The sequence below is a fragment of the Pseudosporangium ferrugineum genome, from assembly GCF_003002065.1.
Taxonomy (GTDB): domain Bacteria; phylum Actinomycetota; class Actinomycetes; order Mycobacteriales; family Micromonosporaceae; genus Actinoplanes; species Actinoplanes ferrugineus_A.
On sequence record NZ_PVZG01000007.1, the window covers coordinates 321,507 to 344,870 of the forward strand.

The 23,364-nt window shown below is 71.5% G+C and carries 18 protein-coding genes; 10 read left to right on the forward strand and 8 right to left on the reverse strand.

Features of this window, described 5'->3' with window-relative positions; translation table 11 throughout:
* Positions 1–16: 16 nt before the first annotated feature.
* Positions 17–661, forward strand: a complete 645-nt coding sequence (locus tag CLV70_RS17575) for a hypothetical protein (protein ID WP_106127581.1) — start codon at positions 17–19, stop codon at positions 659–661.
* A gap of 136 nt (positions 662–797) precedes the next feature.
* On the opposite strand, the gene CLV70_RS17580 is transcribed toward CLV70_RS17575, so the two are convergent.
* The 4 genes from CLV70_RS17580 to CLV70_RS17595 form a co-directional block, all read right to left on the reverse strand.
* A complete protein-coding gene (locus CLV70_RS17580) occupies positions 798–5,624 on the reverse strand; it encodes a DNA repair ATPase (protein ID WP_106127582.1) in 4,827 nt (1,608 codons plus the stop codon).
* Positions 5,621–7,618, reverse strand: coding sequence for an SPFH domain-containing protein (locus tag CLV70_RS17585; RefSeq protein WP_106127583.1), 1,998 nt, complete (start codon positions 7,616–7,618; stop codon positions 5,621–5,623). The genes CLV70_RS17580 and CLV70_RS17585 overlap by 4 nt, the downstream gene beginning before the upstream one ends.
* A 9-nt stretch (positions 7,619–7,627) precedes the next feature.
* A complete protein-coding gene (locus CLV70_RS17590; protein WP_106127584.1) occupies positions 7,628–8,203 on the reverse strand; it encodes a hypothetical protein in 576 nt (191 codons plus the stop codon).
* 133 nt (positions 8,204–8,336) lie between these two features.
* A complete protein-coding gene (locus tag CLV70_RS17595) occupies positions 8,337–8,588 on the reverse strand; it encodes a hypothetical protein (protein WP_106127585.1) in 252 nt (83 codons plus the stop codon).
* 325 nt (positions 8,589–8,913) lie between these two features.
* On the opposite strand from CLV70_RS17595, the gene CLV70_RS17600 reads away from it, so the two are divergent.
* The 5 genes from CLV70_RS17600 (at position 8,914) to CLV70_RS17620 (ending at position 14,014) form a co-directional block, all read left to right on the forward strand.
* On the forward strand, positions 8,914–10,254 hold the full coding sequence (locus CLV70_RS17600; protein WP_106127586.1) for a glycosyltransferase family 2 protein: 1,341 nt from the start codon (positions 8,914–8,916) through the stop codon (positions 10,252–10,254).
* Between the two features lie 33 nt (positions 10,255–10,287).
* Complete coding sequence (gene wecB / locus CLV70_RS17605) at positions 10,288–11,481, forward strand: non-hydrolyzing UDP-N-acetylglucosamine 2-epimerase (RefSeq protein ID WP_106127587.1); 1,194 nt, start codon at positions 10,288–10,290, stop codon at positions 11,479–11,481.
* Positions 11,481–13,118 (forward strand): DUF2334 domain-containing protein, encoded by a 1,638-nt coding sequence (locus CLV70_RS17610; RefSeq protein WP_106127588.1) that lies wholly within the window; start codon positions 11,481–11,483, stop codon positions 13,116–13,118. The genes wecB and CLV70_RS17610 overlap by 1 nt, the downstream gene beginning before the upstream one ends.
* Positions 13,119–13,183: 65 nt before the next feature.
* Positions 13,184–13,543: a hypothetical protein gene (locus CLV70_RS17615; RefSeq protein WP_106127589.1), complete on the forward strand. Its 360-nt coding sequence runs from the start codon at positions 13,184–13,186 to the stop codon at positions 13,541–13,543.
* 33 nt (positions 13,544–13,576) lie between these two features.
* Positions 13,577–14,014, forward strand: coding sequence for a VOC family protein (locus CLV70_RS17620; RefSeq protein ID WP_106127590.1), 438 nt, complete (start codon positions 13,577–13,579; stop codon positions 14,012–14,014).
* Here the strand turns inward: CLV70_RS17620 and CLV70_RS17625 are convergent.
* On the reverse strand, positions 14,007–14,765 hold the full coding sequence (locus tag CLV70_RS17625) for a dienelactone hydrolase family protein (RefSeq protein ID WP_106127591.1): 759 nt from the start codon (positions 14,763–14,765) through the stop codon (positions 14,007–14,009). The genes CLV70_RS17620 and CLV70_RS17625 overlap by 8 nt on opposite strands.
* Positions 14,766–14,910: 145 nt before the next feature.
* On the opposite strand from CLV70_RS17625, the gene CLV70_RS17630 reads away from it, so the two are divergent.
* A complete protein-coding gene (locus tag CLV70_RS17630; protein WP_106127592.1) occupies positions 14,911–16,350 on the forward strand; it encodes a cellulose binding domain-containing protein in 1,440 nt (479 codons plus the stop codon).
* Positions 16,351–16,420: 70 nt separating this feature from the next.
* On the opposite strand, the gene CLV70_RS17635 is transcribed toward CLV70_RS17630, so the two are convergent.
* A complete protein-coding gene (locus CLV70_RS17635; RefSeq protein WP_106127593.1) occupies positions 16,421–17,032 on the reverse strand; it encodes a TetR/AcrR family transcriptional regulator in 612 nt (203 codons plus the stop codon).
* Between the two features lie 106 nt (positions 17,033–17,138).
* Between CLV70_RS17635 and CLV70_RS17640 the strand changes: the two genes are divergently transcribed.
* Complete coding sequence (locus tag CLV70_RS17640) at positions 17,139–17,627, forward strand: MarR family winged helix-turn-helix transcriptional regulator (RefSeq protein WP_245908290.1); 489 nt, start codon at positions 17,139–17,141, stop codon at positions 17,625–17,627.
* Positions 17,624–19,234: an MDR family MFS transporter gene (locus CLV70_RS17645; protein WP_106127594.1), complete on the forward strand. Its 1,611-nt coding sequence runs from the start codon at positions 17,624–17,626 to the stop codon at positions 19,232–19,234. Before CLV70_RS17640 ends, CLV70_RS17645 begins: the two co-directional genes overlap by 4 nt.
* A 54-nt stretch (positions 19,235–19,288) precedes the next feature.
* Here CLV70_RS17645 and CLV70_RS17650 read toward each other — a convergent pair whose 3' ends face one another.
* Together CLV70_RS17650 and CLV70_RS17655 are read right to left on the reverse strand one after the other, a co-directional pair.
* Positions 19,289–20,716: an MFS transporter gene (locus CLV70_RS17650; RefSeq protein WP_245908291.1), complete on the reverse strand. Its 1,428-nt coding sequence runs from the start codon at positions 20,714–20,716 to the stop codon at positions 19,289–19,291.
* Between the two features lie 92 nt (positions 20,717–20,808).
* Positions 20,809–21,468 carry a TetR/AcrR family transcriptional regulator gene (locus CLV70_RS17655; RefSeq protein ID WP_245908292.1) on the reverse strand — a complete coding sequence of 220 codons (660 nt, stop codon included), beginning with the start codon at positions 21,466–21,468 and terminating at the stop codon, positions 20,809–20,811.
* Positions 21,469–21,662: 194 nt separating this feature from the next.
* On the opposite strand from CLV70_RS17655, the gene CLV70_RS17660 reads away from it, so the two are divergent.
* A complete protein-coding gene (locus CLV70_RS17660) occupies positions 21,663–23,255 on the forward strand; it encodes a tetratricopeptide repeat-containing diguanylate cyclase (protein ID WP_245908293.1) in 1,593 nt (530 codons plus the stop codon).
* The last annotated feature ends 109 nt before the right edge of the window (positions 23,256–23,364 follow it).

Below are 23,364 nucleotides of genomic sequence, written 5' to 3' on the forward strand. Positions count from 1 at the left end.
ACGGGAGGACGGTGACGTGCGAGGCGGACTGGACGACGCGCTCGACAGGCTGGCACGCCGCGATGAGCTGCGCCGACGCGCCGCGGGGGAGGCCACGGGCACCCCGGCGTCGGTGACGGAGCTGGTCGAGGCGATCGCCGCTGTCGTGGGCCGCAACCCCGAGCTCGCCGTGACGGTCGGTGTCGAGGGCGCGGGCGACCCGGTGTTGCTGCACTTCGCCCTGGAGGACGGCATCGTCCAGGTCAGTGCGGACAATTCGGTCGCTCAGCGGGCGGCCGAGCCGCCCGACGACGACATCATCGACATCGATCTCGAGGAGGCCGAGGCCTACGTGGCGCCGGCCGACTACGGGTACGAGCAACCGCCGGCCGAGCACGGCGAGGACACCCGGCGGATCTCCTACCCGAACGGCGCGCACCCGCAGTACGAGGAGCCGCACCCGTTCGCGCCCACGCCGCCGCCGGAGGTGCCGCCGCAGACCCGCCGCATCCACGCCGAGCAGCAGCACGCGCCGGAGGAGCCGAACGTGGGCCCGCGCATGCCCACCCCGCTGCCCGAGCCGATCCCGCTGCGGGTCAACGAGGAGGAGACGGAGCTGGCGGCCAAACGCCTGGCCGCCCTGCTCCGCGAGGACCCGACCCTGCTCCGCGCCCAGGACTGACCGGACAGAGCCGACAAGCCGGCCGAGGCCGACAAATCGACCCCAGCCGGCAGGCCGGCAAATCAACTCCGGCCGGTAGGCCGACAAATCGACCGCGGCCGGTAGGCCGGCAATCGGCCCGAGCGGCCCGCCCCGGCTAAGGCCGAGCGCGCAGGATGGCCTGCTCCACCCCGCCGACCCGGTCGGCGAGCAGGCCGACCGCGCCCACCGCCCGGGTCATCGGGTCGTCCTCCGCGCCGCCCAGCGCCTTCTCGCGCAGGAAGGCGGCCTTGACCTCGGCCCACCGCGCCGCCTGCTCCGGGGTCAGCCGGCCGCGCAGCTCGGCGAGCTTGAGCAGGTTGGCCTCGGTGCCGGTGGTCAGCGTCTGCGCCTCGCCGAGGTAGTGGTCGTCGACCACGGCCTCCAGCTCGTCGTCGTTCATCACCGGGACGATCCGCTCGGCGAGCTTGTTCATGTTGCGGTAGGAGCCCTGCAACCGGAACGGCGGCTCGGTGCGCGACGCGTCGGCCTGCCCGGCGGAGGCGATGTACGCCTGGTTGTTGCGCAACACGATCCGCTGCACCCGCCGCATCTTGCGCAGCACCGACAGCACCTGCTCCAGCTCGATGGCCGAGTACGCGTGGCTGAGCCGGTCCGGCCGCACCGACTCGTCCCCCTCGGCGAGGCGTACGAGCAGCGGAAGGTCGGCCCGGTCCCGCGCGGACAGCGGCGCCAGCACCGGGTTCGAGGTCAGGGCGTTCTCCAGGTACGACATCTCGAACGCCTCCTCCCGGCCGCTGAGCACGTCGCCGAGGTTCCACACGTCGGCCCGGTTGGCGAGCATGTCGGGGATCCGGAACCGCTTGCCGCTCTCGGTGTACGGGTTGCCGGCCATGCACACCGCGAACCGCTTGCCGCGCAGGTCGTACGTGCGCGTCCGGCCCTCCCAGACCCCTTCCATCCGCCGTTGCGCGTCACAGAGCGAGATGAACTTCTGCAGCAGCTCGGGCGAGGTGTGCTGGATGTCGTCGAGGTAGAGCAGGACGTTGTTGCCCATCTCCAACGCGAACGAGATCTTCTCCACCTCCTGCCGGGCGGTGGCGTCGGGCGCGTCGGCCGGGTCGAGCGAGGTCACCTCGTGGCCCAGCGCCGGCCCGTTGACCTTGACGAACACCAGGCCGAGCCGGTTGGCGACGTACTCCATGAGGGTCGTCTTGCCGTAGCCGGGCGGCGAGATCAGCAGCAGCAGGCCGGACTGGTCGGTGCGCCGCCCGTCGCCGGCCGCGCCGAGCTGGCGGGCCAGGTTGTCGCCGATCAGGGGCAGGTAGACCTCGTCGAGGAGCCGGTTGCGCACGAACGCCGACATCACCCCGGGCTTGAACTCGTCCAGGCGCAGGCGGTGCCGCTCGGCCGCGGCGAGGGCGGTCCGCTTCTTCTGGTACGCCCGGTACGCCGGCACCCGCTCCTCCCGGAACCGCCGGGTGGCGGCGAGGAACTCGTCCAGGCGTACGGTCAGCCGCCCGCCCACGATCCGCGGGTGCGTGGAGAGCAGCCCGGACACCGTCTCGCTCACCGCCGCCGCCGAGTCGTACCGGGTCAGCGCGGTGCCGGTCAGCTCGATCGCGACGGCCTCGGCGACGTCGCTCGCATCCCCGGCCTCCGGATGCGCCCGGTGGTACGCCGACAGCCACGCGTGCACGAGCTGCCGGCGCGCGGCCGGGTCCCCCTCGAGCGCCCGCAGGTCGTCGGCGTAGCTGCGGGCGGGTCCCGCGGTCAGCGCCCGGTGGAAGCGGTCGAGGAAGGCGCGCGCGGTCGCACTGGTCACGAAGCCGGCCGGGGTGGCGGCCAGCTCCTCCACCAGGTATTCGCCGACGGCCCGCTCGGCGCCCGCGGCGTCGGCGAGGGCGGCGCCCAGGTCCGCGAGGTCGTCGCCGGCGCCGAACAGCTCCCGCGCCCGGACCAGGGACGCGGCCCGCACGGTCCAGGACGTCTGCTCGGCCGCGGGCAGCGTGACCCAGAAGAGCTGCGCGGCGGCCCGCACCGGCGCCGGATAGCGCAGCAGCCCGGCCGCGGCGTGCAGGCGGATCACCGCGTCGAGGATCAGCGTCGCGTCGCTGTCGTGGACGCCGCGTTCGTAGCCCTCGTCGTAGCGGGCCTCCGCTCCCCGGCGTACCAGATCACCGAGGTCGTCGTCCGCGGGCACCGCGGGATTTTCCGCGAAGAGGGTCGCGGCCAGGTGTTCGGCCCGGGACAGCTCGGGGGCCTCGGAGACCAGGGGCTGCTCCCAGAACGGCCGCGTGGCCAGGAATTCCTCGTCGCGGACCGGCCCGCGATAGTCGGTGCCGGTGATCGCGAACGCCAGCTCCGGCCCGTCCGGGACGAGGGTGAGGTCGATCGCCTGGGTGTTCACCGCGAACGTGTGCCGGCCCAGGGTGATGGTGGAGCCGTCGGCGCCGTAGAGGTCGAGCCGGTCGCGCAGGGACCGCCCGGCCTCCTGCCGCGCGGCCTTGATCCGGCCCTCCAGCTCCTCGGCCCGCACGGTGTCGCCGAGGGTACGCAGCTCGTCCGCGACCTTCCGCACCTTGCCGACCATCGGATCGGTGGCGAAGTACGTATTGACGTCGTCGACGGTGCCGAGGCTCGCGACCCGGCGCTGGACGCTGGCGAGGGTGCGCTGCGCGGAGTCGAACAGCCGGTCGGCGCGACGCGCGCGCTCGTCCAGCAGCGCCTGCCGGCGGGCGGCGAAGGCGTCGTAGACCTCGGTGCGTTTGGCGGCGAGCTGGTCGGCGAAGTCGTCGAACTCACCGAAGCGCGACTCCAGCGCCTCGACCTGGAGCATCAGCCGGGCGAGGTGCTCGTCGGAGCGTTCCGGGGTGTCCGCGGCGGCCAGCCCGGCGGTGACCGACTGGGTGAGCAGCGCGAACTCGGCGGCGAAGGCGGCCCGGCCCTCGACGGCGGCCAGCTCGCGGCGGCGGGCGTCCAGCGTGGCGCGGGCCCGGTTGACCCCGCCGAGCACCTCGCCGATGCGTTCGAGGATGCCGACGCGGACGGTGGCGTCGGCGATGTCGAGGCCGCCGACCACCTCGGTGACGACCTGGAGGCCGTCGGCCTGCTCGGTGAGCCGCTCGGCGACGGGGGCCGCCTCGGCCACGGTGGCGATGCCCGCCGCGTCGGCGACGAGCTGGTCGACGGATTGCTGGTAGCCGGCGAAGGCGTCCTCGCGCCGGAGGAAGTCGACGGCGCGGCGTGCGGTGGAGTCGACCTCGGCGGACAGCTCCGCCGCGAGGGCGTCGAGCCGGGCGGTGTCGACGTACCGCAGCTCGCGCAGGGTGACGATGCGGCCCTGGGCCTGGCGCAGCGCCGCGAGCTGCCGGATCCAGGCGTCGGTGCTGGTGGGCACCTCGCCGCGGGCGCGACGGATCAGCGAGGTGGTGGTGGCGCCGGCCTCCTCGACGGCCGCCGCGGCCTGCGCGGTCAGCTCCTGGACGGACTCGAACTCGTCGAGGACCTGCTCGGCGGTGGCGCGTACGTCGGCGAGCGGGGTCCGCAGGTCCTCCAGCTCCGGGTCGGCGAGCCAGTGGTACTGGTCGAAGAGCCGGGTGCAGGCGGCGATGATCGCCTCGAAGACCGCGCCGGAGGGCGTCATCTCGTCGATCATGCGCGAGACCGACAGGGCGTCGGCGATGCCCCGGACCAGGTCGGCGTTGCCCACCCGGTCCAGCGGCCCGGTGCCGACGGGCTGGGCGGCGGCGAAGGTGTCCGAGACGTACGGCGTCTGCCACACCTGCATCGGGTGCACCCGGGCCGGCTCGTCCGACACCGCCCGGAAGGCGACCAGCGTGCCGTCGTCGAACAGCGAGTAGCCGTGGCAGGGGATCGGGGTGGCGACCTCCTTGCGGATCACGTTGTACGGCAGCAGCAGGTAGCGCCCGGCGGCCCGCGCGTGGAAGACGTACAGCACGTCCTCGCCGTTGACCGAGCGCACGACCCGCTCGAACTCCAGCTCGGCGACGTCCGCCTCGAAGGTCTTCGCGACGCCGGTGGCCAGGTAGTAGCCGCCGGGGAAGATGATCCCCTGATCCTCGGGCAGCCGCTGGCACGCCTGCCCGATGCCGTCGAGGCGGATCACGTCGCGCGTACGGGTGTTGAAGACCAGATACCGGTGCGTGGTCTCCTTGTACGGCAGCACGCGCAGCAGGATCAGCGGGCCGAGGCGGGCGTACGCGATCTCCGCGTCGGCGAGGCTCTGCAGCGGCTCGTCGACGGGCTCGGAGAAGATGCCCTCGCCGTCCTCGGTGTTGTTCTCCACCTTGACGGTCAGCGAGCCGCCGACGGTCTCGACGAACACCTGGTCCTCGATGGACACGTGCGGGTGCCGGCCGAGGACGTGCTGCTCACGGGTGGTGAGCTGCCATTCGAAGTCGTGCGAGGGCGGGAAGACGTGGTCGCGTTCGCCACGGTTGTCGACGTACGCGACCGACCCGTCGGTGCCGACCCGCCACCGCAGCACCTTGAGGTCGTCGGCGCGGGCGCCGGTCTGGAAGACCGCGAGGAGCAGCCCCTCCAGCCGGCGCAGTTGCAGCAGATGCGTCTCCCGGTAGTACCGGTACAGCTCGGCGAAGTCGCGCTGGAAGCCCGGATCGTCGAGCAGGCCGGGCAGCTCCGCCGGGTGGAACTTGCCGTCCGCGAAGCCGTGCACGGCGAAGACGTCGTCGACCGTGGTCTCGGTGCGCAGCCCGATGAACACGTTGTAGCCGAAGAGCATCGACCCGCCGACCTGCACCAGGTCGCGTGGCACGCAGTTGTTCTCGGTGCGGATCCGCTCCGAGCCGAGCAGCCGCATCTGCTGCCCGCCGAACGTCTCCATCCGGCGGGTGTTCAGCGCCTCGGCGCGGCCGGCCAGCTCCTTGGCCTGCGCGCCGAGGCGGGCGCGCAGGACCTCGTACGTGCCGGCGTCGAGCGTCTCCGTGGTCGCCGCGGTCACCGCTTCGCCGGAACCTTGGCGTCCGCCAGCCCCATTTCCGTGGCGGCGGCGAGCAGTTCCTTGAGCTTCCCGGCGTCGCCGCGGCCGGCCTTGATCTGCTGGGTGAGGAACGCCGACAGGGTCAGGTTGGCCACGTCACCGGTGTTCACCGCGCCGATCACCCGGCCCAGGTCGTCGGCGAAGTTCGCGGAGCCGTCCAGGTAGCGCGAGCCGAGTCCCTGGACCACGTCGGAGTGCTGGACGAAGCCGTCGACGGCCTTGCCCATGGTGATCGAGCCGATCAGCTTGTCGAAGAACACCGAGTCCCCGCCGACGATGTCGATGTCGGCCTTCTCCAGGCCGGTCGCGATGAGCGTGGCCTGCGCCTCGGCGATCTCCTTCTGCGTGGTGAGGCCGGCGAGGCGTACCTCCTTCTCGAGCTCCAGCCGCAGCCGGTACTCCTCGTGCTCGCGGGTGGCGTCGTCCAGCGCGGCCATCGCGCCGGCCTTCTCCTGCAGGCCCTCGGCCTCGCCCTTGAGCTTCTCGCGGATCGCCTCGGCGGCGACCAGCGCCTTTTCCCGCTCGACGGCGGCCTCGGCGCGGCCGGTCTTCTCGACCACCTCGGCGTTGCGCTCGCGTACCTGCACGTCGGCCAGGCCGGCGGCGGCCGCCTCGGCCTGCGTACCCTCGGCCAGCCGGATCTTGGCCCGGGCGTCCAGCTCGGCGGCCTGCTGCCGGGCCTCCGCCAGCACCAGTTCCTCGCGGGCCTTGAACTTCGCGGCCGTCTCGGCCGCCTCCGCCGCCTTGATGTCCTTGACCAGGGCCTCCTGGGCCTCGGCCTCGGCGTTGATGATCACGGCCTGCCGGGTGCGCTCCGCCTCCTCGACGACGCGCAGCCGCTTGATGTTCTCCTCCTGCTCGGCGACCGTCTTCTCCACCGCGATGCGCTCGCGGATCACCTCGGCGATCGAGCGCTTCTCGGCCTCGACCTCCTTGTCCTTGGCGATGGTGGAGAGCTCGGTCTCCCGGTCGCGGCCGATGACCTCGAGCATCCGGTCCTTCTCGATGCGCTCGGTCTCGATGGCGATGACCCGCTCGCGGTTCTTCTCGGCGACCGCGATCTCCCGGGCCTTGTTCTCCTTCTGTACGCCCAGCTGCTGCTCGGTGCGCAGGTGGGCGCCCTCGGCGCGGAGCCGCTCCTCGGCCTGCGCGAGCTGGATCTCCGCCTCCTCGCGGGCCCGGATGGTCTCGATCTCCCGGCGCTGCTTGATCTCCGCGTCCGCCTGCCGGCGCTCCAGCTCGAGGATCGCCTCCTTGGCGTCCACGTTCTGCCGGGTGATCTCCTTCTCCTCGTTGCGCCGGAAGTCGTTGGTGCGCACCGACTCGATCGCGGTCAGCTCGGTGATCTTCCGGATGCCCTGCGCGTCGAGGATGTTCTTCGGGTCGAGCGAGCTCATCGGCGTCTGCTCGAGGAAGTCGATGGCGGCGTCCTCGAGGCTGTAGCCGTTGAGGTCGGTGCCGATCACCTCGATGATCTGGTCCCGGAACTCGTTGCGCTTGGTGTAGAGGTCGACGAAGTCCAGCTGCTTGCCGACCGTCTTGAGCGCCTCGGAGAACTTGGCGTTGAACAGCTCCTGGAGGGTCTGCTCGCTGCTGGCGCGGGTGGTGCCGATCGCCTGGGCGACCTTGATGACGTCCTCGGTCGTCTTGTTGACCCGGACGAAGAATGTGATCCGGATGTCCGCGCGGATGTTGTCGCGGCAGATCAGGCCCTCCCGGCCGGTACGCGAGATCTCGATCGTCTTCACCGAGATGTCCATCGTCTCGGCCTTGTGCAGGACGGGCAGCACGACCGCACCGGTGAAGGTGACGTCGACGCGGCGCACCTTCGACACGATCAGCGCCTTGCCCTGCTCCACCTTGCGGAACATGCGGCTGAGGAAGAAGACGACGCCGAGCGCGATGAGCAGCACCACGGCGATGAGCACACCGAAACCGGTGGAGATCACATCCATGAGGGTCCTTTATTGGGAGGCGATATCGGCGGGGACGATCCAGAAGAACTCGCCCTCGGGGTCCACGTCGTAGAGCAGGGCCACGGTGCCGGCCCGCAGGTCGTCCTCGCCGGCCTGGCGGACCTGCACGATCGCGGAGGAGCCGTCGGGCGCGTGCACCTCGGCCTGTCCGAAGGTGCGGGTGACCCGCCCGGTGCGCACGACGCAGGTGAGGCCGACGAAGTCGGCCCGGGACGGCTCGACGCCGGCGGGCAGGAAGCGCTTGATGACGAGTACGGCCAGCCGCGCCACGATCCAGGCGACGGCCAGGGCGCCGGCGAGCACGAGGGCGGCGGGCACGGCGCCGAGCAGTTCGGCACCGGCCAGCGTGGTGAACCAGGCGAAGACGACGAGCAGCGAGAGCACCACGGACGCGGGTACGCCGCCGAGCCCGAGGAAGCCGAGGAAACCGCCGTCGCCGGCGCCCTCGCCCTCGGGGTCCGCCCCGCCGACGATCACGACCAGCCAGTAGCCGATGACGACGACGAGGAGCGGTGTGAGAACGACGGTGGGGAAGCTGAGCACAGCCTCGAAGAACCCACCCATGAATCAGCCCCGCCCCCGTTGACGCCCCCGCAGCTGTCGCCGTCTGTGGCCGACTGGTTCGCTGCTGTGACGTTGATGATGACAGGCCCGCTCAAGGGCGGCACTCGGCCATCAGGCCAGGAGTGGATCAGCCTCAGTCGTCGGTGAGCGCGAGGGCGTCGGGGAGGTCGAGCAGCACCTCCCGGCGCTCCGGGTCGCGGGTGGCGTCCGCCAGCTCCTCGATGAAGTCGAGCAGTTCGTCGCGCTCGGATTCGGACAGATCGTCCAGGTCGGCGGCCAGGTCGTCGAGGAGGGTCGTCGCCGTGCGGGGGTCGATCTCCTCGTCGCTCGAGAGCTCGATCGACACCGCCAGGCCGACCAGCGCACGCAGCAGGATCCGGTTCACGCTCGCAGCATAGACCTCACCGAGAGTCACCTGAAGCGGTCGAGGACCCGCCTTCGGCATCGGATGGGCAACATCACCCAGAGTGGCGACACCCTCGCGCACGATCCCGGCCCAACCCTCCCGGAATGGTGACGGACTGGGCCCGGTCTGTCCCTATTTGCGCTGCCTGAGATGTCTGACATGGGCCGAACAGGCAGATGGCCGCACCGCACCGGTGAGCGGCCTTGAATCACGCTGGGTAGCGACCTAATGTCCTAATACGTCCGGCGACGCGGCAAGCGTTACCCGGTCGACATGACAGAAAGCAACGAAGGGAGGGTGGGTCGTGACAGCGTCCGACAGCTGGATCCTGGTGGTCACGGGATACGCGATCCTGCTCGCCTGGCCGGTCTCCACCCTGGCCCTCGTCAGCTTCGCCGTCCGGTACGTGGCGTCACACCGCAGCGCCCTCGTCGCCCGCTCGCTCGAGCACGGCGACGGCACCCCCGAACACTTCTGGGTGATCGTGCCGGCGCTGAACGAAGAGGTCGTCGTCGGCAACACCGTCAACGCGGCCCTCACCCTCGGCGGGCCCGGCGGCACCCTCGCCCGCGTCCTCGTGGTCGACGACGGCTCCGACGACCGCACGCCCGAGGTGCTCGCCGCCATCGACCACCCGCGCCTGGTCGTGCTGCGGCGGGAGCTCCCGGAGGCGCGCCAGGGCAAGGGCGAGGCGCTCAACGCGGCGTACCGCTACATCGCCGAACGGACCGCGCAGGCCGGCGTCGCCCCGGAGAAGGTGGTCATCGGCATCATCGACGGCGACGGCCAGGGCAGCCGCAACATCCTGCTCGAGGTCTCCCGGATGATGCGCGACCCGGCCATCGGCGCGGTCCAGGTGCAGGTGCGCATCCGCAACCGCAACAAGCTGCTCGGCGCCGTCCAGGACCTCGAGTTCGCCGCGATCGTCAACGCCTGCCAGAGCCTGCGGGACACGATCGACACCGTCGGGCTCGGCGGCAACGGCCAGTTCACCCGCCTCTCCGCGCTGCTGGCTCTCGGCGACGCGCCCTGGTCGGCGTGCCTGGTCGAGGACCTCGAACTCGGCCTGCGCATGCACCTCGGCGGGGTCGGCATCCGCTACACGTCGCGGGCGTCGGTGACCCAGCAGGCCGTGGTCGACCTGCGCCGGCTCACCCGGCAGCGCACCCGCTGGGCGCAGGGCAACCTCCAGTGCGCCCGCTACCTGCGCCGGCTGGTCACCTCGGAGCGGATCGGGGTCACCTCGCTGCTCGAGATGCTGCACTACCTGGTCTCGCCCTGGCTGAACGCCCTGGTCACCGTGATGCTGGCCGGCGGCGTCTCGGCCGCCGCGGTGGGCCTCGCGGCCGGCCACCCGCTGCCGTACCTGACCTCGTGGGAGGACCTGGCGATCAGCGGCGAGGTGTGGTTCGCGGTCACCTGCTTCCCCGGCTTCGTCTGGGCCCTGGTGCACCGCTACCGGCTCCGCGACGAGAGCCTTCCCCGGCTGCTCACCGCCGCGGTCGCGTACCCGATCTTCCTGCTCCTCGGTCTGATCGCCACCTACCGGGCGATCGTCCGCCAGGCCCGCGGACAGCAGTCCTGGGCCAAGACCGAACGGCTCGCCGAAGAGCCGCTCGCCGCACCGTTCGCACTGGCCGCCTGAGGCTCCCCCCTCCTCGAGTAAGGGCTCCCCCCAATGTCACTGCCCGAAGTGCACCTCATCGGCGGCACCCGCCCCGAAGCCGTCAAGCTCGCCCCGGTCGTCCTCGCCCTGCGCGAGGCCGGCCTGCTCACCCCGGTCCTGGTGGCCAGCGGCCAGCACCCCGCGATGGTGGGCCAGGCGCTCGCCGCCTTCGGCCTCGCCCCCGACGTCACGCTGCTCGTCGAGCGCGGCACCGGCAGCCAGGCGGAGCTTCTCACCGCGATGATCCGGCAGCTCGACGAGCTCTGGGCGGACCGGGCCCCGGCCGCGGTGATCGTGCAGGGCGACACCACCACGAGCCTGGCCGGCGCCCTCGCCGCGTTCTGGCGCCGGATCCCGGTCGTGCACCTCGAGGCCGGCCTGCGCTCCGGCGACCTGGACTCGCCGTTCCCCGAGGAGGCGAACCGCCGGCTCGTCGCGCAGGTGGCCGCGCTGCACCTGGCCCCGACGCCGCTGGCCGCGATGAACCTGCTCGACGAGAACATCTCCACCCGCGACGTGCTCATCACCGGCAACACGGTCGTCGACGCCACCCTGGCCGTCGCCGGCCGCCGGCTGCCGTGGGAGAACGCCGAGGTGGCCGCGGCCCGGTCGGCCGCCGGAGACCGCCGGCTGGTGGTCGTCACCGCACACCGGCGCGAGTCGTGGGGCACCCCGCTGGACCGCATCCTGGCCGCGGTCCGCGAGCTCGTGCTCCGGTACGCCGACATCGACGTGATCGTCCCGAGCCACCCCAACCCGGCGGTACGGGCCCAGATCGAGGCGGGGCTGGCCGGCGTCGAGCGCGTCACGATCACCGACCCGCTGCCGTACCCGGACCTGTCGCGCCTGCTGTCCGAGGCGTACCTGGTGCTGACCGACTCCGGGGGCGTCCAGGAGGAGGCGCCGTCGTTCGGCGTACCGGCGCTGGTGCTGCGTGACGTGACCGAGCGGGTGGAGTCGCTGCACGCCGGTTGCGCCAAGCTCGTCGGCTCCGACACCGAACTGATCGTCAAGGAGGCGGCCGAGCTGCTCGACAGCCGGGTCCGTCGGGACGCGATGACGGCCGGCGGCAACCCGTACGGCGACGGCCTCGCGGCCCGGCGTACCGCCCAGGCCACCGCCGCCCTGCTCGGCCTCGCCGAGGCACCCGCACCCATGCCCGCTCTCGAGTCCCCCGCCACTGCCACGTACGGAGCGTCCTTCTGATGGGTATCCGCAAGGTAAGCCGCCGCGCGCTGGTCGCCGCGGGCGCCGCTCTCACCGCCGCCGCCGTCCTCGGGGTCGGCGTCGTGAACGCCGACGCCGCCGAGCGCACCACCACCGCGGCCACCGTCGCCGCCAGGTCCGGCAAGGCGGCGCCCGGCGGCGGCACGGCGAAGACCCTCGTCCTGTACGACACCACCGGCGACTACGGCTGGATGGGCGAGGTCTACGCCACCCAGACCGCGAACCTGGCCTCGCACTTCGGCTCGTGGACGGCCGCGCCGGTGGCCGGCTACAAGGCGCGCGACCTGGACGCGTACACGGCCGTCGTCTACCTCGGCTCGACCTACGACGAGCCGCTGCCGGCCGCCTTCCTGGACGACGTGGCGGCCACGCAGAAGCCGGTCACCTGGGTGTTCGACAACATCTGGCAGCTCACCTCGCGGGACGCGGCGTTCTCCGCGGCGCACGGCTTCGCCAGCGGGGCGTTCGACTTCGCCGACGTGGCCGAGGTGGACTACAAGGGCACGAGGCTGAGCCGCGACACGGTGAACAAGTCCGGGATCATGAGCCTGGCCATCGCCGACCCGGGCAAGGTCACCACCCTGGCTTCCGCCGTACGCCCGGACGGCTCGTCGTTCCCGTGGGCCGTGCGCTCCGGCAACTTCACGTACGTCGGCGAGATCCCGTTCGCGTACGTGACCCACGACGACCGCTACCTGGCCTTCGCCGACCTGCTGTTCGACGCGCTCGGCGAGACCGGCGTGGCCCGCGAGCGGCACCGCGCGCTGGCCCGGATCGAGGACGTCGGCCCCGACTCGGACCCGGACGAGCTGCGCGCGGTCGCCGACTACCTGTACGCCCAGAAGGTCCCGTTCAGCGTCGCCGTCTACCCCCGCTTCCGGGACCCGAAGGGCGTGCAGAACAACGGCAAGGCGCAGGACTACACGCTGCTGCAGAAGCCGAAGGTGGTGGCGGCGCTCAAGTACATGCAGCAGCGCGGCGGCACCCTGCTCATGCACGGCTACACGCACCAGTTCGGCAGCGTCGCCAACCCGTACGACGGCATGAGCGCCAACGACTTCGAGTTCTACTCGGCGCACGTCGACGAGAAGGACAGCGTCATCTACGACGGGCCGGTGCCCGGTGACTCGGCCGCGTTCATGGCCAGCCGGATCGCCTCCTCGGGGCTCACCTTCGCCCTCGCCGGCCTCGGCGTGCCGAGCACCTTCGAGTTCCCGCACTACGCCGGCAGCGCCGTCGACTACCAGACGGTCAACTCGATCATGGGCAAGCGCTACGACCGGGGGCTGTACTTCCCGGGGGTGCTCACCGGCGCGAAGTACGACTACAAGCGGCAGTTCGGGCAGTTCTTCCCGTACGCGGTCCGCGACGTCTACGGCTCGGTCGTCATCCCGGAGAACATCGGCAACGTCGAGCCGGACGCCTTCAACAACCACCCGGCCCGGCTCCCCGCCGACCTGGTCGCCTCGGCGCGGCGCAACCTGGTGGTCCGCGACGGCGTGGCGAGCTTCTTCTACCACCCGTACCTGGGCACCGACTACCTGAAGCAGCTCGTAACCGGCATCAAGGCGCAGGGCTACACGTTCGTCGCCGGCGACGCGATGCTCGCCAACTGACCGCCGACCCGTCCCGGCCGCCGCCCACCTCCGGCGGCGGCCGCCGTCCGCGCCGAGGAGCCGCCGTGGGAACCGCCGAGGCCGTCGCCTTCTACGCCCAGTCCTGGATCGCCACCGACGACCGGGCGGTACGCCGGATCATCGCGCCGGACGCCGAGATCGAATGGAACCTCGGCCTGCCGGTGGACGACGAGGAGCTCGTGCAGACCCTGCACCGGATCGCCGCCTTCGCCGACCAGGTGTCGGTCGTCTCCCGCACCTGCGCCGGCGAGCGCGCCGCCCTCGTCTACGACTGCGTGGCGCCGTTCGGCACCGTCCGCCTGGCGGAGTTCCTCGTCGTCGCGCAGGGCCGGGTGAGCGAGATCCGGCAGGTGTACGACGTCGTCGCCCTGCGCCGCCACTTCCCCGGTCTGCTCGAGACGTAATTTTTTGTCGGGGGTGGGGCCTAGGCTGCGGCCATGGCATACGACTTCCAGGTCACCGTCGACTGCTCCGACCCGCACACCTTGGCCGCATGGTGGGCCGAGACGCTGGGGTGGGAGGTCGAGCCGGTCGACGAGAGCTTCATCCGGGACATGGTCGCCAAGGGCTACGCCACGGAGGACCAGACGAGGGTCTTCGAGGGCCGGCTGGTGTGGCGGGTGGGCGCCGGGATCCGGCACGAGGACCCGCTGCCGAGCGGCAAGCCGCGGCGGATGCTGTTCAACCTCGTGCCGGAGCCCAAGACGGTCAAGAACCGGATGCACATCGACATCTGGGTGGGCGCCGATCAGCGTGACCGGGTGCGCGGCGAGCTGGAGGCCCGCGGCGCGAAGTTCGTGCACAGCGAGCAGCAGGGGCCGCACTCCTGGATCACGATGACCGACCCCGAGGGCAACGAGTTCTGTATCAGCTGACCGCCGGGTGGACCCGGTCGAGGAAGTCGAAGAGCTTCACCCAGTGCCGCTTCTCGCCGGCCTCCTGGTAGGCCGCGGTGTCGGTCATGGTGAAGCCGTGCGGCGCTCCCTCGTACACCTCGGAGGTGTATTTCACGCCCGCCGCGTCGAGGGCGGCCTCCAGGGTGGCGATGTGCTCGGCGTTCATCGAGTGGTCCTGGTCCGCGTGCGCGAAGTACAGCTCGCCCGTCACGGCGCCGACCCGCAGGTGCGGGCTGTCCGGCTGATCGGTGACGAGCCGGCCGCCGTGGAAGCTGGTCACGCCCTTGATCCGGTCCGGGTGCGCCGCCATGGCCTTGACCGCGTTGGTGCCGCCCATGCAGTAGCCGGTCGCCACCACCGGTCCGTCGGCGACGGCGTCCTGGGCGGCGAGGAAGTCGAGGTAGGCGCGGGCGTCCCGGGTGATCTTGTCCGTGTCCAGCCCCAGCACCAGCGGCATGACCTTGCCGAAGACGGCGTCGCGGCCCTCCGGCGTGCCGGCCGCGGCCATGTCCACCAGCGGCGCGCGCCCGCCACGGTAGAGCAGGTTCGGCGCGAGCACCGCATAGCCGCGCCCGGCGATCCGGTCGGCCATCTCGTAGATCCGCGGTCGCAGGCTGAAGGCGTCCGGGAAGAGCAGGACGCCCGGGAACGGCCCGTCGCCCTCGGGCCGGACGAGGTAGGCGTCGGCCACGCCGTCCTCGGTCGTGATGTCCACCGTGGTCTTCTCCATGAGCGAACGGTAGCCCGGTCACCCTTCGTGATCACCGCGGCCCGCGACGGCGACTTCAGGCACTCTTAAGGAAATTGGCAGAACGCTTTAAGCCCGCGCGCCAGACGATCGACGCCGTTCGGCACCCCCTCGATCGGAGTCACGCATGGCACGCAACCGTCTACGCCTGTCCATCTATGCGGGAGCGGCGATCCTCGCCGTGGGCGGAGGCGCGGTCGCCGCGGTGGCGGCCACCGCCCCGACCGCCAAGGCCACCGGCGGGCTGACGGCCACGTTCACCAAGAACTCCGACTGGGGTACGGGCTACCAGGGCACGTACGTGATCAGGAACGGCGGCAGCACCGCCGTCTCGGGCTGGCAGCTCGCCTTCGGCCTGCCGTCCGGCGCGAAGCTCGGCAGCTTCTGGGAGGCGTCGATCACGACGTCCGGCGGGGTGAGCACGGCGAAGGACCGCGGCTACAACGCGACGATCCCGGCCGGCGCGAGCACCGAGTTCGGCTTCATCGTGGCGGGCAAGGGGGACCCGACCAGCTGCACGATCAACGGTGCGGCCTGCGGTAGCGGCGGTTCCGCGCCCGTTCGGCCGCCCTCGTCAGCACCCGTCAAGCCGCCCGTCAAGCCGCCGGTCAAGCCCCCCGTCCAGCAGCCCTCGACCCCGCCGGCCAAGCCCTCTTCCGAGGCGCCGACTCCCCCGGTGAACACCGGCAACGTGCTCGTGGCCCCGTACGTGGACATGGGTCTGCTCTCCAACGGCGGCACGACCCTCGCCCAGCTGGCGACCAGCGGCAACGTGAAGTCCTTCTCGCTGGCGTTCGTCACCGGCGCGGGCTGCAAGGCCAGCTGGTTCGGCGCCTTCGACCCGCGCAGCCGGCAGTTCGGCGACCAGATCGACGCGCTGCGGGCGGCCGGCGGTGACGTCAAGGTGTCCTTCGGCGGCGCGACCGGCATCGAGCTCGCCCAGGCCTGCACCGACGTGAAGGCGCTCCAGGCCGAGTACCAGGCGGTCGTGTCGGCGTACAAGCTGAAATACATCGACCTGGACATCGAGGGCGCGGCCTCGGCGGACGCCGCGTCGATCGCCCGCCGCTCGACCGCGCTGGCCGCGCTGCAGAAGGCGAACCCCGGCCTGAAGATCTCGCTCACGCTGCCGGTGCTGCCCGAGGGCCTGACGAACGACGGCCTCGACGTGGTCAGGTCGGCGAAGAACGCGGGCGTCGACGTCGACCTGGTCAACATCATGGCGATGGACTACGGCCGGGCCGCTCAGGACTACGGCGACCTGGCCATCCAGGCGGTCAAGTCGACCAAGGACCAGCTCAGGACGATCTTCGGCGGCAGCGACGCGGCCGCGTTCAAGAAGGTCGGCGTCACCCCGATGCTGGGGAAGAACGACGACAACGGCACCTTCGCCCAGGGCGACGCCCGCGACCTGGTGGCCTTCGCGAACAGCAACCACCTCGGGTTCGCGTCCTTCTGGGAGCTCAACCGCGACCGCAACGCCTGCAACGGCGCCCTGTTCCAGTGCTCGAACGTCGCCCAGTCGCCGTTCGAGTTCAGCAAGATCTTCGCGGGCTTCCGCGGCTGAGGTTTCCGTCCCCGCAACACCCATCCCCACCAGCGCGGCGCCGGGAAGCACCACTTCCGGCGCCGCGCTTTCACCGTGCGAAGCCGCGGCCCGTCTCCGCCAGGGATCGCCGGAGCACGTCGAGCAGCGACCGGTCCTCCGGCGCCTCGAGCCACACGTGCAGCGACACCCGCATGGCCGTCATGAACGTGGCCGCCATCAGCCGGGCCCGGATCCCCAGCGGGTCCGCCTCCGTGATCCGCGCCCCGACCGCCGCCGCCAGCTCCCGCTCGAGGGCCGCGAACGTGCTGACCTGCTGCGCGGCGAGCGCCCGCTGGGTGCGGAGCAGGCGAGACTGGGCCACCCACTGCGGATCCAGCTCGCCGAGTTGTTCGTAGAACCGCTCCGCCGCCCGGGTCAGCGCGACCCACGGCTCCTCCTCGGGCGGCCGCGCGCGCACGAGGCCGATCAGCGTGCCGATCCGCTGCTGGTCGCCGTGCAGCAGCGCCTCTTCCTTGTTGGCGAAGTAGTTCGAGAACGTGCGCCGGGAGACGCCGGCCTCGTCCGCCACGGCCTCGACGGTGATCTTGTCCGCGCCGTGCGCGATCGCGAGGCGGACGGCGGCCTCGTGCAGCGCCTGCCGGGTGGCGGCCTTCTTGCGCTCCCGCAACCCCGGCTCGGGTACGCGGACCTCGGTGGTCATGCCCGAAGCCTACCGACGATGTGACTCATTTCCCACTGGGCAAACTTGCGCATTGGGCAAGTTGCGCCGACAGTTGTATGCGGCACCCATTCCGAGGAGGTGACAGATGGTCGACGACACCGGTATCGCGGCCCGCCGGGAGTTGCTGGTGCACCTGCGGGAGCTGCTCAAGGCCGTACGCCTCATGAAGAACGACCTGGCGGTCCATCACCCCGACGCACCTCCGGGCACCCTCGCCGTGCTGGCGCTGATCGAGGCCATGGAGCACGAACCGGCCGGCCGCTGCCACATCAAGGACCTCGCCGCCCACTCGTCCCTCGACCCCTCGACGGTCAGCCGCGCGGTCGCCGCCGTCGTCCGCGCCGGGCTCGTCGCCCGCACCGCGGACCCGCACGACGGCCGGGCGAGCGTGCTGGGCCTCACGCCGGACGGCCGCCGGGTGCTCGGCGGGGTCACCGCCTGGACCGACGAGCGCCTCGCCGACGCCCTCAAGGACTGGAACACCGAAGACATCGTCGTCTTCACCGCGCTGTTGCGGCGCTTCTCCGCAGACCTCATGTCCCGTCATCACCAACCGCTGGAGGCAGCGCGATGAGCGCACCCACCACCCCCCGCGCCGCACAGGGTGCGATGAGCCACCGCGAGATCATGGAAGCCCTCAGCGGCCTCCTGCTCGTGCTGTTCGTCGCCATGTCCAGCGCGACCATCGTCTCGACCGCGCTGCCCAAGATCATCGGATCGCTGAACGGCAGCCAGACGCAGTACACCTGGGTGGTGACGGCCACCCTGCTGACCGCCACCGCGACCACCCCCATCTGGGGCAAGCTCGCCGACCTGTACAGCAAGAAGATGCTGGTCCAGGTCGCGATCGTGGTGTTCGTCCTCGGCTCGATCGTGGCCGGCTTCTCGCAGACCGCCGGCCAGCTGATCGCCGCCCGCGCGTTCCAGGGCATCGGCATGGGCGGCGTGCAGGCGCTCGTGCAGGTCGCGATCGCCGCGATGATCCCGCCCCGCGAGCGCGGGCGCTACAACGGCTACCTCGGCGGCGTGCTCGCCCTGGCCACGGTCGGCGGACCGCTGCTGGGCGGCGTCATCGTCGACACGTCCTGGCTCGGCTGGCGCTGGTGCTTCTTCATCGGCGCGCCCATCGCCGTCATCGCCCTCGTCGTGCTGCAGCGCACCCTGCACCTGCCGGTCTTCCGGCGCGACAACGTGAAGATCGACTACGCCGGCGCCGCGCTGATCGCCGCGGGCGTGAGCGTCCTGCTCATCTGGGTCTCGTTCGTGGGCAGCTCGTTCGACTGGATGTCCTGGCAGACCTTCGCCATGGTCGGCGCCGGCCTCGTGCTGCTGGCGCTCGCCGTGTGGGTCGAGTCCCGCGCCGCCGAGCCGGTCGTGCCGCTGCAGATCGTCCGGCAGCGCACCACGGCGCTGGCGATCCTGGCGAGCCTCGCGGTCGGCATGGCGATGTTCGGCGGCTCGGTCTTCCTCGGCCAGTACTTCCAGATCGGCCGCGGCTACAGCCCCACCGAGGCGGGCCTGCTCACCATCCCGCTGATGGCAGGCGTGCTGGTCTCGTCGACCATCTCGGGACGGCTGATCACCCGGACCGGCCGGGTCAAGCCGTACATCGTCGCGGGCACGATCGTGCTGGTGGCGGGCTTCGCGATGCTGTCGATCATGGACCACGAGACGCCGCTCTGGTACATCGGCGCCGGCATGGCCCTGGTCGGCGTCGGGGTCGGCATGTCGATGCAGAACCTCGTGCTCGCCGTGCAGAACACCGTCGCGCTCCGGGACATCGGCGCGGCCAGCTCGACGGTCGCGTTCTTCCGGTCGCTCGGCGGCACGATCGGCGTCTCGGTGCTCGGCGCGGTGCTCGCCAACCGGGTCACCGACTCGATCACCTCGCAGCTCGCCGCGGCGGGGGTGCCGGCCGGCGCGAGCGGCGGCGGCAAGACGAGCAGCCTCAACCTGGCCGAGCTGCCGGACACCGTCCAGCACATCGTGCGGGCCGCGTACGGCGACGCCACCGGCCACATCTTCCTGATCTCCGCGGCCATCGCGGTGGTCGGCGTGGTGGCCTCGCTGCTGTTCAAGCAGATCACCCTGCGCACCACGATCGACCTGGCCAAGGCGGCGCGGGCCACCCGGGAAACCCCGGACGCGGCGACGATCCCGGCCGAGGCCGTCAGCAAGTAGCAGCACCGGAAACGGCGCCCGGGAGCTCTCCCGGGCGCCGTTTCGCGTCCGCGCTCAGGCGCCGACCGCGGCCTCGGCGACCTGGGTGCTCGTCGGGTGCAGGCGGGGCGCGCCGATCGTGATGAGGATGTTGACCGCGGCGAACGCCGCCGCGAAGAGCAACCCACGCTGGAAGCCCCCGACCAGCGCCTCCTGCGCCTGGGCGCCGCCGGACAGCAGGCTCTCGACGTGCGAGGTGGCCAGCGTGGTGATCACCGCGAGGCCCAGCGCGCCGCCCACCTGGTAGCCCGCGTTCACCACGCCCGACGCGGCGCCGGCCTGCTCGTGCCGGACGTCGGCCACCGCGGCGATCGACGCCGTCGTGCCGACGGCGATGATGCCGATGCCGAACAGCACGGTTCCCGGCAGGATGGTCAGCGCGTACGAGCCGGTCGCGTCGGCGCCGGAGAGCAGCAGCAGGCCGGCGATGCTGACCACCACGCCGCCGATCTGCACCGGCCGGGTGCCGAACCGGGTGACCAGCTGCGAGGCCACCAGCGCGCTGGCGATGGCGGCGAGGCCCATCGGCAGGAACTGCAGGCCGGTCTCGAACGCGGTCAGCCCCCGCACCTGCTGCAGGAAGATCGCGGTCAGGAAGAACATCCCGAGGAACGCGCCGCCGTTGAACGCCAGCGCCACGATCGACGTGGTCAGGCCCCGGGACCGGAAAAGAGCCAGGGGTACGAGCGGAGCGGCCGAGCGTGCCTCCACGCGTACGAAAGCCGCCAGCAGGGCCAGCCCGCCCGCGAGCAGGGCGACGACCTGGAACGACGCCCAGCCCTCGGGTTCCGCGCGGATGACGCCGAGCACGATCGCGAGCAGGCCCGCCGTGCTGAGCAGCGCGCCGGCGACGTCGAAGGTCCGGCGCCCCTCCGGGTGCACGCGGCTCTCCGCGACCGCGGTCGGGACCAGCAGGGCCAGCAGCACCGCGATCGGCACGTTCACCAGGAACACCCACCGCCAGCTCAGCGAGTCGACGAGCAGCCCGCCCGCGATGACGCCGAGGGTGCCGCCCAGCCCGGCGAGGCCGCCCCAGACGCCCATCGCGATGTTCCGGTCCCGGCCGTGCGCGAAGGTGACCGTCAGGATGGCGAAGGCCGCCGGGGACATCAGGGCGCCGCCGAGGCCCTGCACGGCCCGCATCAGCACCAGCTGCTCGGGGTTCTGCGCGAGGCCCGCCACGAGCGAGGTCACGCCGAACAGCACCAGGCCCACCACGAACATGCGCCGCCGGCCGAGCAGGTCGGCCACCCGGCCGCCGAGCAGCAGGAAACCGCCGAAGAGCAGGGTGTAGATGCTCACGACCCATTGCAGGCCGGAGGCGCTGAACCCCAGGTCCTGCTGGATGTCCGGGAGCGCCACGTTCACGATCGTCACGTCGAGCACGACCATGAACTGGGCCGCCGCCAGCACGGCCAGGGTCCACCACGGGTTGCGTTGCACCGATTCCACCTCCCTGCGAGCACCGCACTGTGCGGCGTACATGTACACCGTAGATGTACGCCGTAAAGGTGCGTCAAGGGGTGTGACGTAGATCAGTCCCGGGGGGTGCCGCGCACGCCGGCGACCAGAAGATCCAGGCTCAGGGCGAAGAAGTCCTGATTGTCCCGGCAGCCGATCAGCGCGGGCGCGCCGGCGATGACGGTCGGAAACCGGGCCGGCGACAGGGCCTCGATCATCGCCCTCTTGTGGCGCATGATCCCGTCCCGCTCCTCGGCCCCGACCGTCGGACCGGGGCCCGGCTCCGCGGAGGCGAGCGCGACGACCGAGCACATCAGGAACGTGCCGATCTGCGCGGCCCGGTCTGGCCCGAAGCCACCCCGCCCCAGCAGTTCCAGCGCGCGCTCGGCCAGGATCAGGCCGGACTCGGCGAGCAGAATGCGCCGGAGCACCAGCCCCGCCACCTCGGGATGCGGCTGGAGCGCGTCGAGCACCGCGCCGAACAGCAGACGGAGCTGCACGTCCCACGGCGCGTCGTCGGCCTCGGGCAGCTTCACCGCGGCGAGCAGGTGGTCGGACAGGGCGTCGAGCAGGCTGTCCTTGTCGTTGAAGTGCCAGTACATGGCCATCGGCGTGACGCCGTTCTCCTGCGCCAGCCGCCGGACGGTCACGGCCTCGAGCCCCTCCGCGTCGGCGAGGGACATCGCGCAGTCGATGATCACGTCCCGGCTGAGACGCACGCTTCGCTTGGCCATCCCTCAACTCTACGACGTACAGGGTGTGCGACATCTCGGACGGCGAGCTGGATCACGCGTGCAACTCTGGGATCGAATGTTCACTCACGGCTAACCTCAGGAACACGGAACGCGTTTGTTCTACAGCCGGGCCCGAAAGTGTCGATCAAACGCGGTGAACGGACGGAAAGGGGGCAGCCGGCGTGGAGGAACGCGTGAACGACGCGGAGCAGCTGTCGGCCACCCTGACCGAGCTCGAGGACCAGTACATCTGGGATGCCGACGCCACGTACGCGGCCGCGGTCGACTACGAGGAACAGGCCCGCCGCCTCGGTGACGAGCGGCTGGCGACCCGGGCACGCCTCGTGCAGGCGAACATGCTCATGCGCAAGGGCGAGATCGCCGCCGCCGCGCACCGCATCTGGAAGATCCACCATTGGGCCACCGACCACGGCGACACCCTCGTGCAGGCCCGTACGCACCTGGTCTGGGCCAACATCCACCGCCACCTCGGCGACGCCGCCCAGTCCCTCGAACACTCCGTCCTCGCCGTCGAACTGCTCGACGACACCGCCACCGCCCACATGCAGGTCTGGCACCGGGCCAAGCTCGCCGACGCCCTCGGCGCGGCCGGCTCCATGGAGGCCGCCCGGCAGCGCTACGCCCAGGCGGAGGAGTTCGCGGTCGAGCTCGGCCTGCCCCGCCTGCTCATGGGCATGCTCAACAACTACGCCTACACCGAGTACGCCGCCGGCGAGCACGCCCGCGCCCGAGCCGTCGCCCAGCGGCTCCAGGAAGTCGCGGAGCAGCACAACTTCACCCTCGACCCGGCGGTGCTCGACACCATCGGCGCCATCGAGATCGAGAACGGCGACTACCGGCGCGCCGAGGAGACGCTGCGCGAGGCCGTACGCCGCCACCACGAGGGCGGGTACGAGGACGCCGACGCGCTCGCCGAGTTCATGCTCACCCTCGCCCGCGCCCAACGGTTCCTGGGCGCCACCGACCGCGCCCAGGTCAGCCTCGACACGTCGCGCGAGCTGTGCGTCGAACGTGGACTCGGGGACGTGCTCGTCCGGGTCCACCAGGAGCAGGCCGAGCTGCACGCCGCGCGGGGGGAGTTCGCGGAGGCTTTCGCCGTACACAAGGTCTTCTTCGCCGCCCACAACGCCCTGCACTCGTCGCAGCGGGAGGCCCGGGCCCGCACCCGGCAGGCGATGTTCGAGACGACCGAGGCCCGGCAGGAGGCGGAGCGGTTCCGCGAGCAGGCCCGCCGCGACCCGCTGACCGGCCTGCGCAACCGCCGCTACCTCGACGAACAGCTGCCCCGCCTGGTCGGCTCCGGCGACGACCTGACCGTGGCGATCGTCGACCTCGACCACTTCAAGCGGGTCAACGACCAGCTGTCCCACGACGTCGGCGACCAGGTCCTGGTGCTCGTGGCGAAGGTGCTGGAGACCGAGCTGGCCGCGGTCGCCCCGGACGGCTTCGTGGCCCGGATGGGCGGCGAGGAATTCCTCATCGCCATGCCCGGCACCACGGCACCGGTCGCGACCGGTCAGCTCGACGCCATCCGCCGCGCCATCCGCTCGTACGACTGGAGCGCGCTGACCCACGGCCTCCCGGTGACGGTGAGCATCGGCGTCGCCGACCTGTGCGACTCGCCGGGAACGACCCAATCGGACCTTCTGTCCACTGCGGATCGCAACCTGTACGTCGCCAAGCACGCCGGACGCGATCGGGTCATATCGGGCAAGCCCCGCGACGGCCACGTACGTTCCTACCGCAACGGCGCCACCGCGGCCTGAGGATCGCTGCACTGCGTCACGGTTCCGGCGAGCGACAGGGCTGAATTTGATCATCTTCAACGGCTAGGCTGGCCGAGGATCTCGCCCGCAACCGGGCCGGGATCCACCC

Excerpts from the sequence above, each read along its gene's own strand:
- CLV70_RS17640 (WP_245908290.1), top strand. The coding sequence starts at position 17,139 with ATGGTCGACGACACCGGTATCGCGGCCCGCCGGGAGTTGCTGGTGCAC.
- CLV70_RS17655 (WP_245908292.1), bottom strand. The coding sequence starts at position 21,468 with ATGGCCAAGCGAAGCGTGCGTCTCAGCCGGGACGTGATCATCGACTGC.
- CLV70_RS17625 (WP_106127591.1), bottom strand. The coding sequence starts at position 14,765 with ATGGAGAAGACCACGGTGGACATCACGACCGAGGACGGCGTGGCCGAC.
- CLV70_RS17590 (WP_106127584.1), bottom strand. The coding sequence starts at position 8,203 with ATGGGTGGGTTCTTCGAGGCTGTGCTCAGCTTCCCCACCGTCGTTCTC.
- wecB (WP_106127587.1), top strand. The coding sequence starts at position 10,288 with ATGTCACTGCCCGAAGTGCACCTCATCGGCGGCACCCGCCCCGAAGCC.
- CLV70_RS17610 (WP_106127588.1), top strand. The coding sequence starts at position 11,481 with ATGGGTATCCGCAAGGTAAGCCGCCGCGCGCTGGTCGCCGCGGGCGCC.
- CLV70_RS17635 (WP_106127593.1), bottom strand. The coding sequence starts at position 17,032 with ATGACCACCGAGGTCCGCGTACCCGAGCCGGGGTTGCGGGAGCGCAAG.
- CLV70_RS17630 (WP_106127592.1), top strand. The coding sequence starts at position 14,911 with ATGGCACGCAACCGTCTACGCCTGTCCATCTATGCGGGAGCGGCGATC.
- CLV70_RS17620 (WP_106127590.1), top strand. The coding sequence starts at position 13,577 with ATGGCATACGACTTCCAGGTCACCGTCGACTGCTCCGACCCGCACACC.
- CLV70_RS17645 (WP_106127594.1), top strand. The coding sequence starts at position 17,624 with ATGAGCGCACCCACCACCCCCCGCGCCGCACAGGGTGCGATGAGCCAC.
- CLV70_RS17585 (WP_106127583.1), bottom strand. The coding sequence starts at position 7,618 with ATGGATGTGATCTCCACCGGTTTCGGTGTGCTCATCGCCGTGGTGCTG.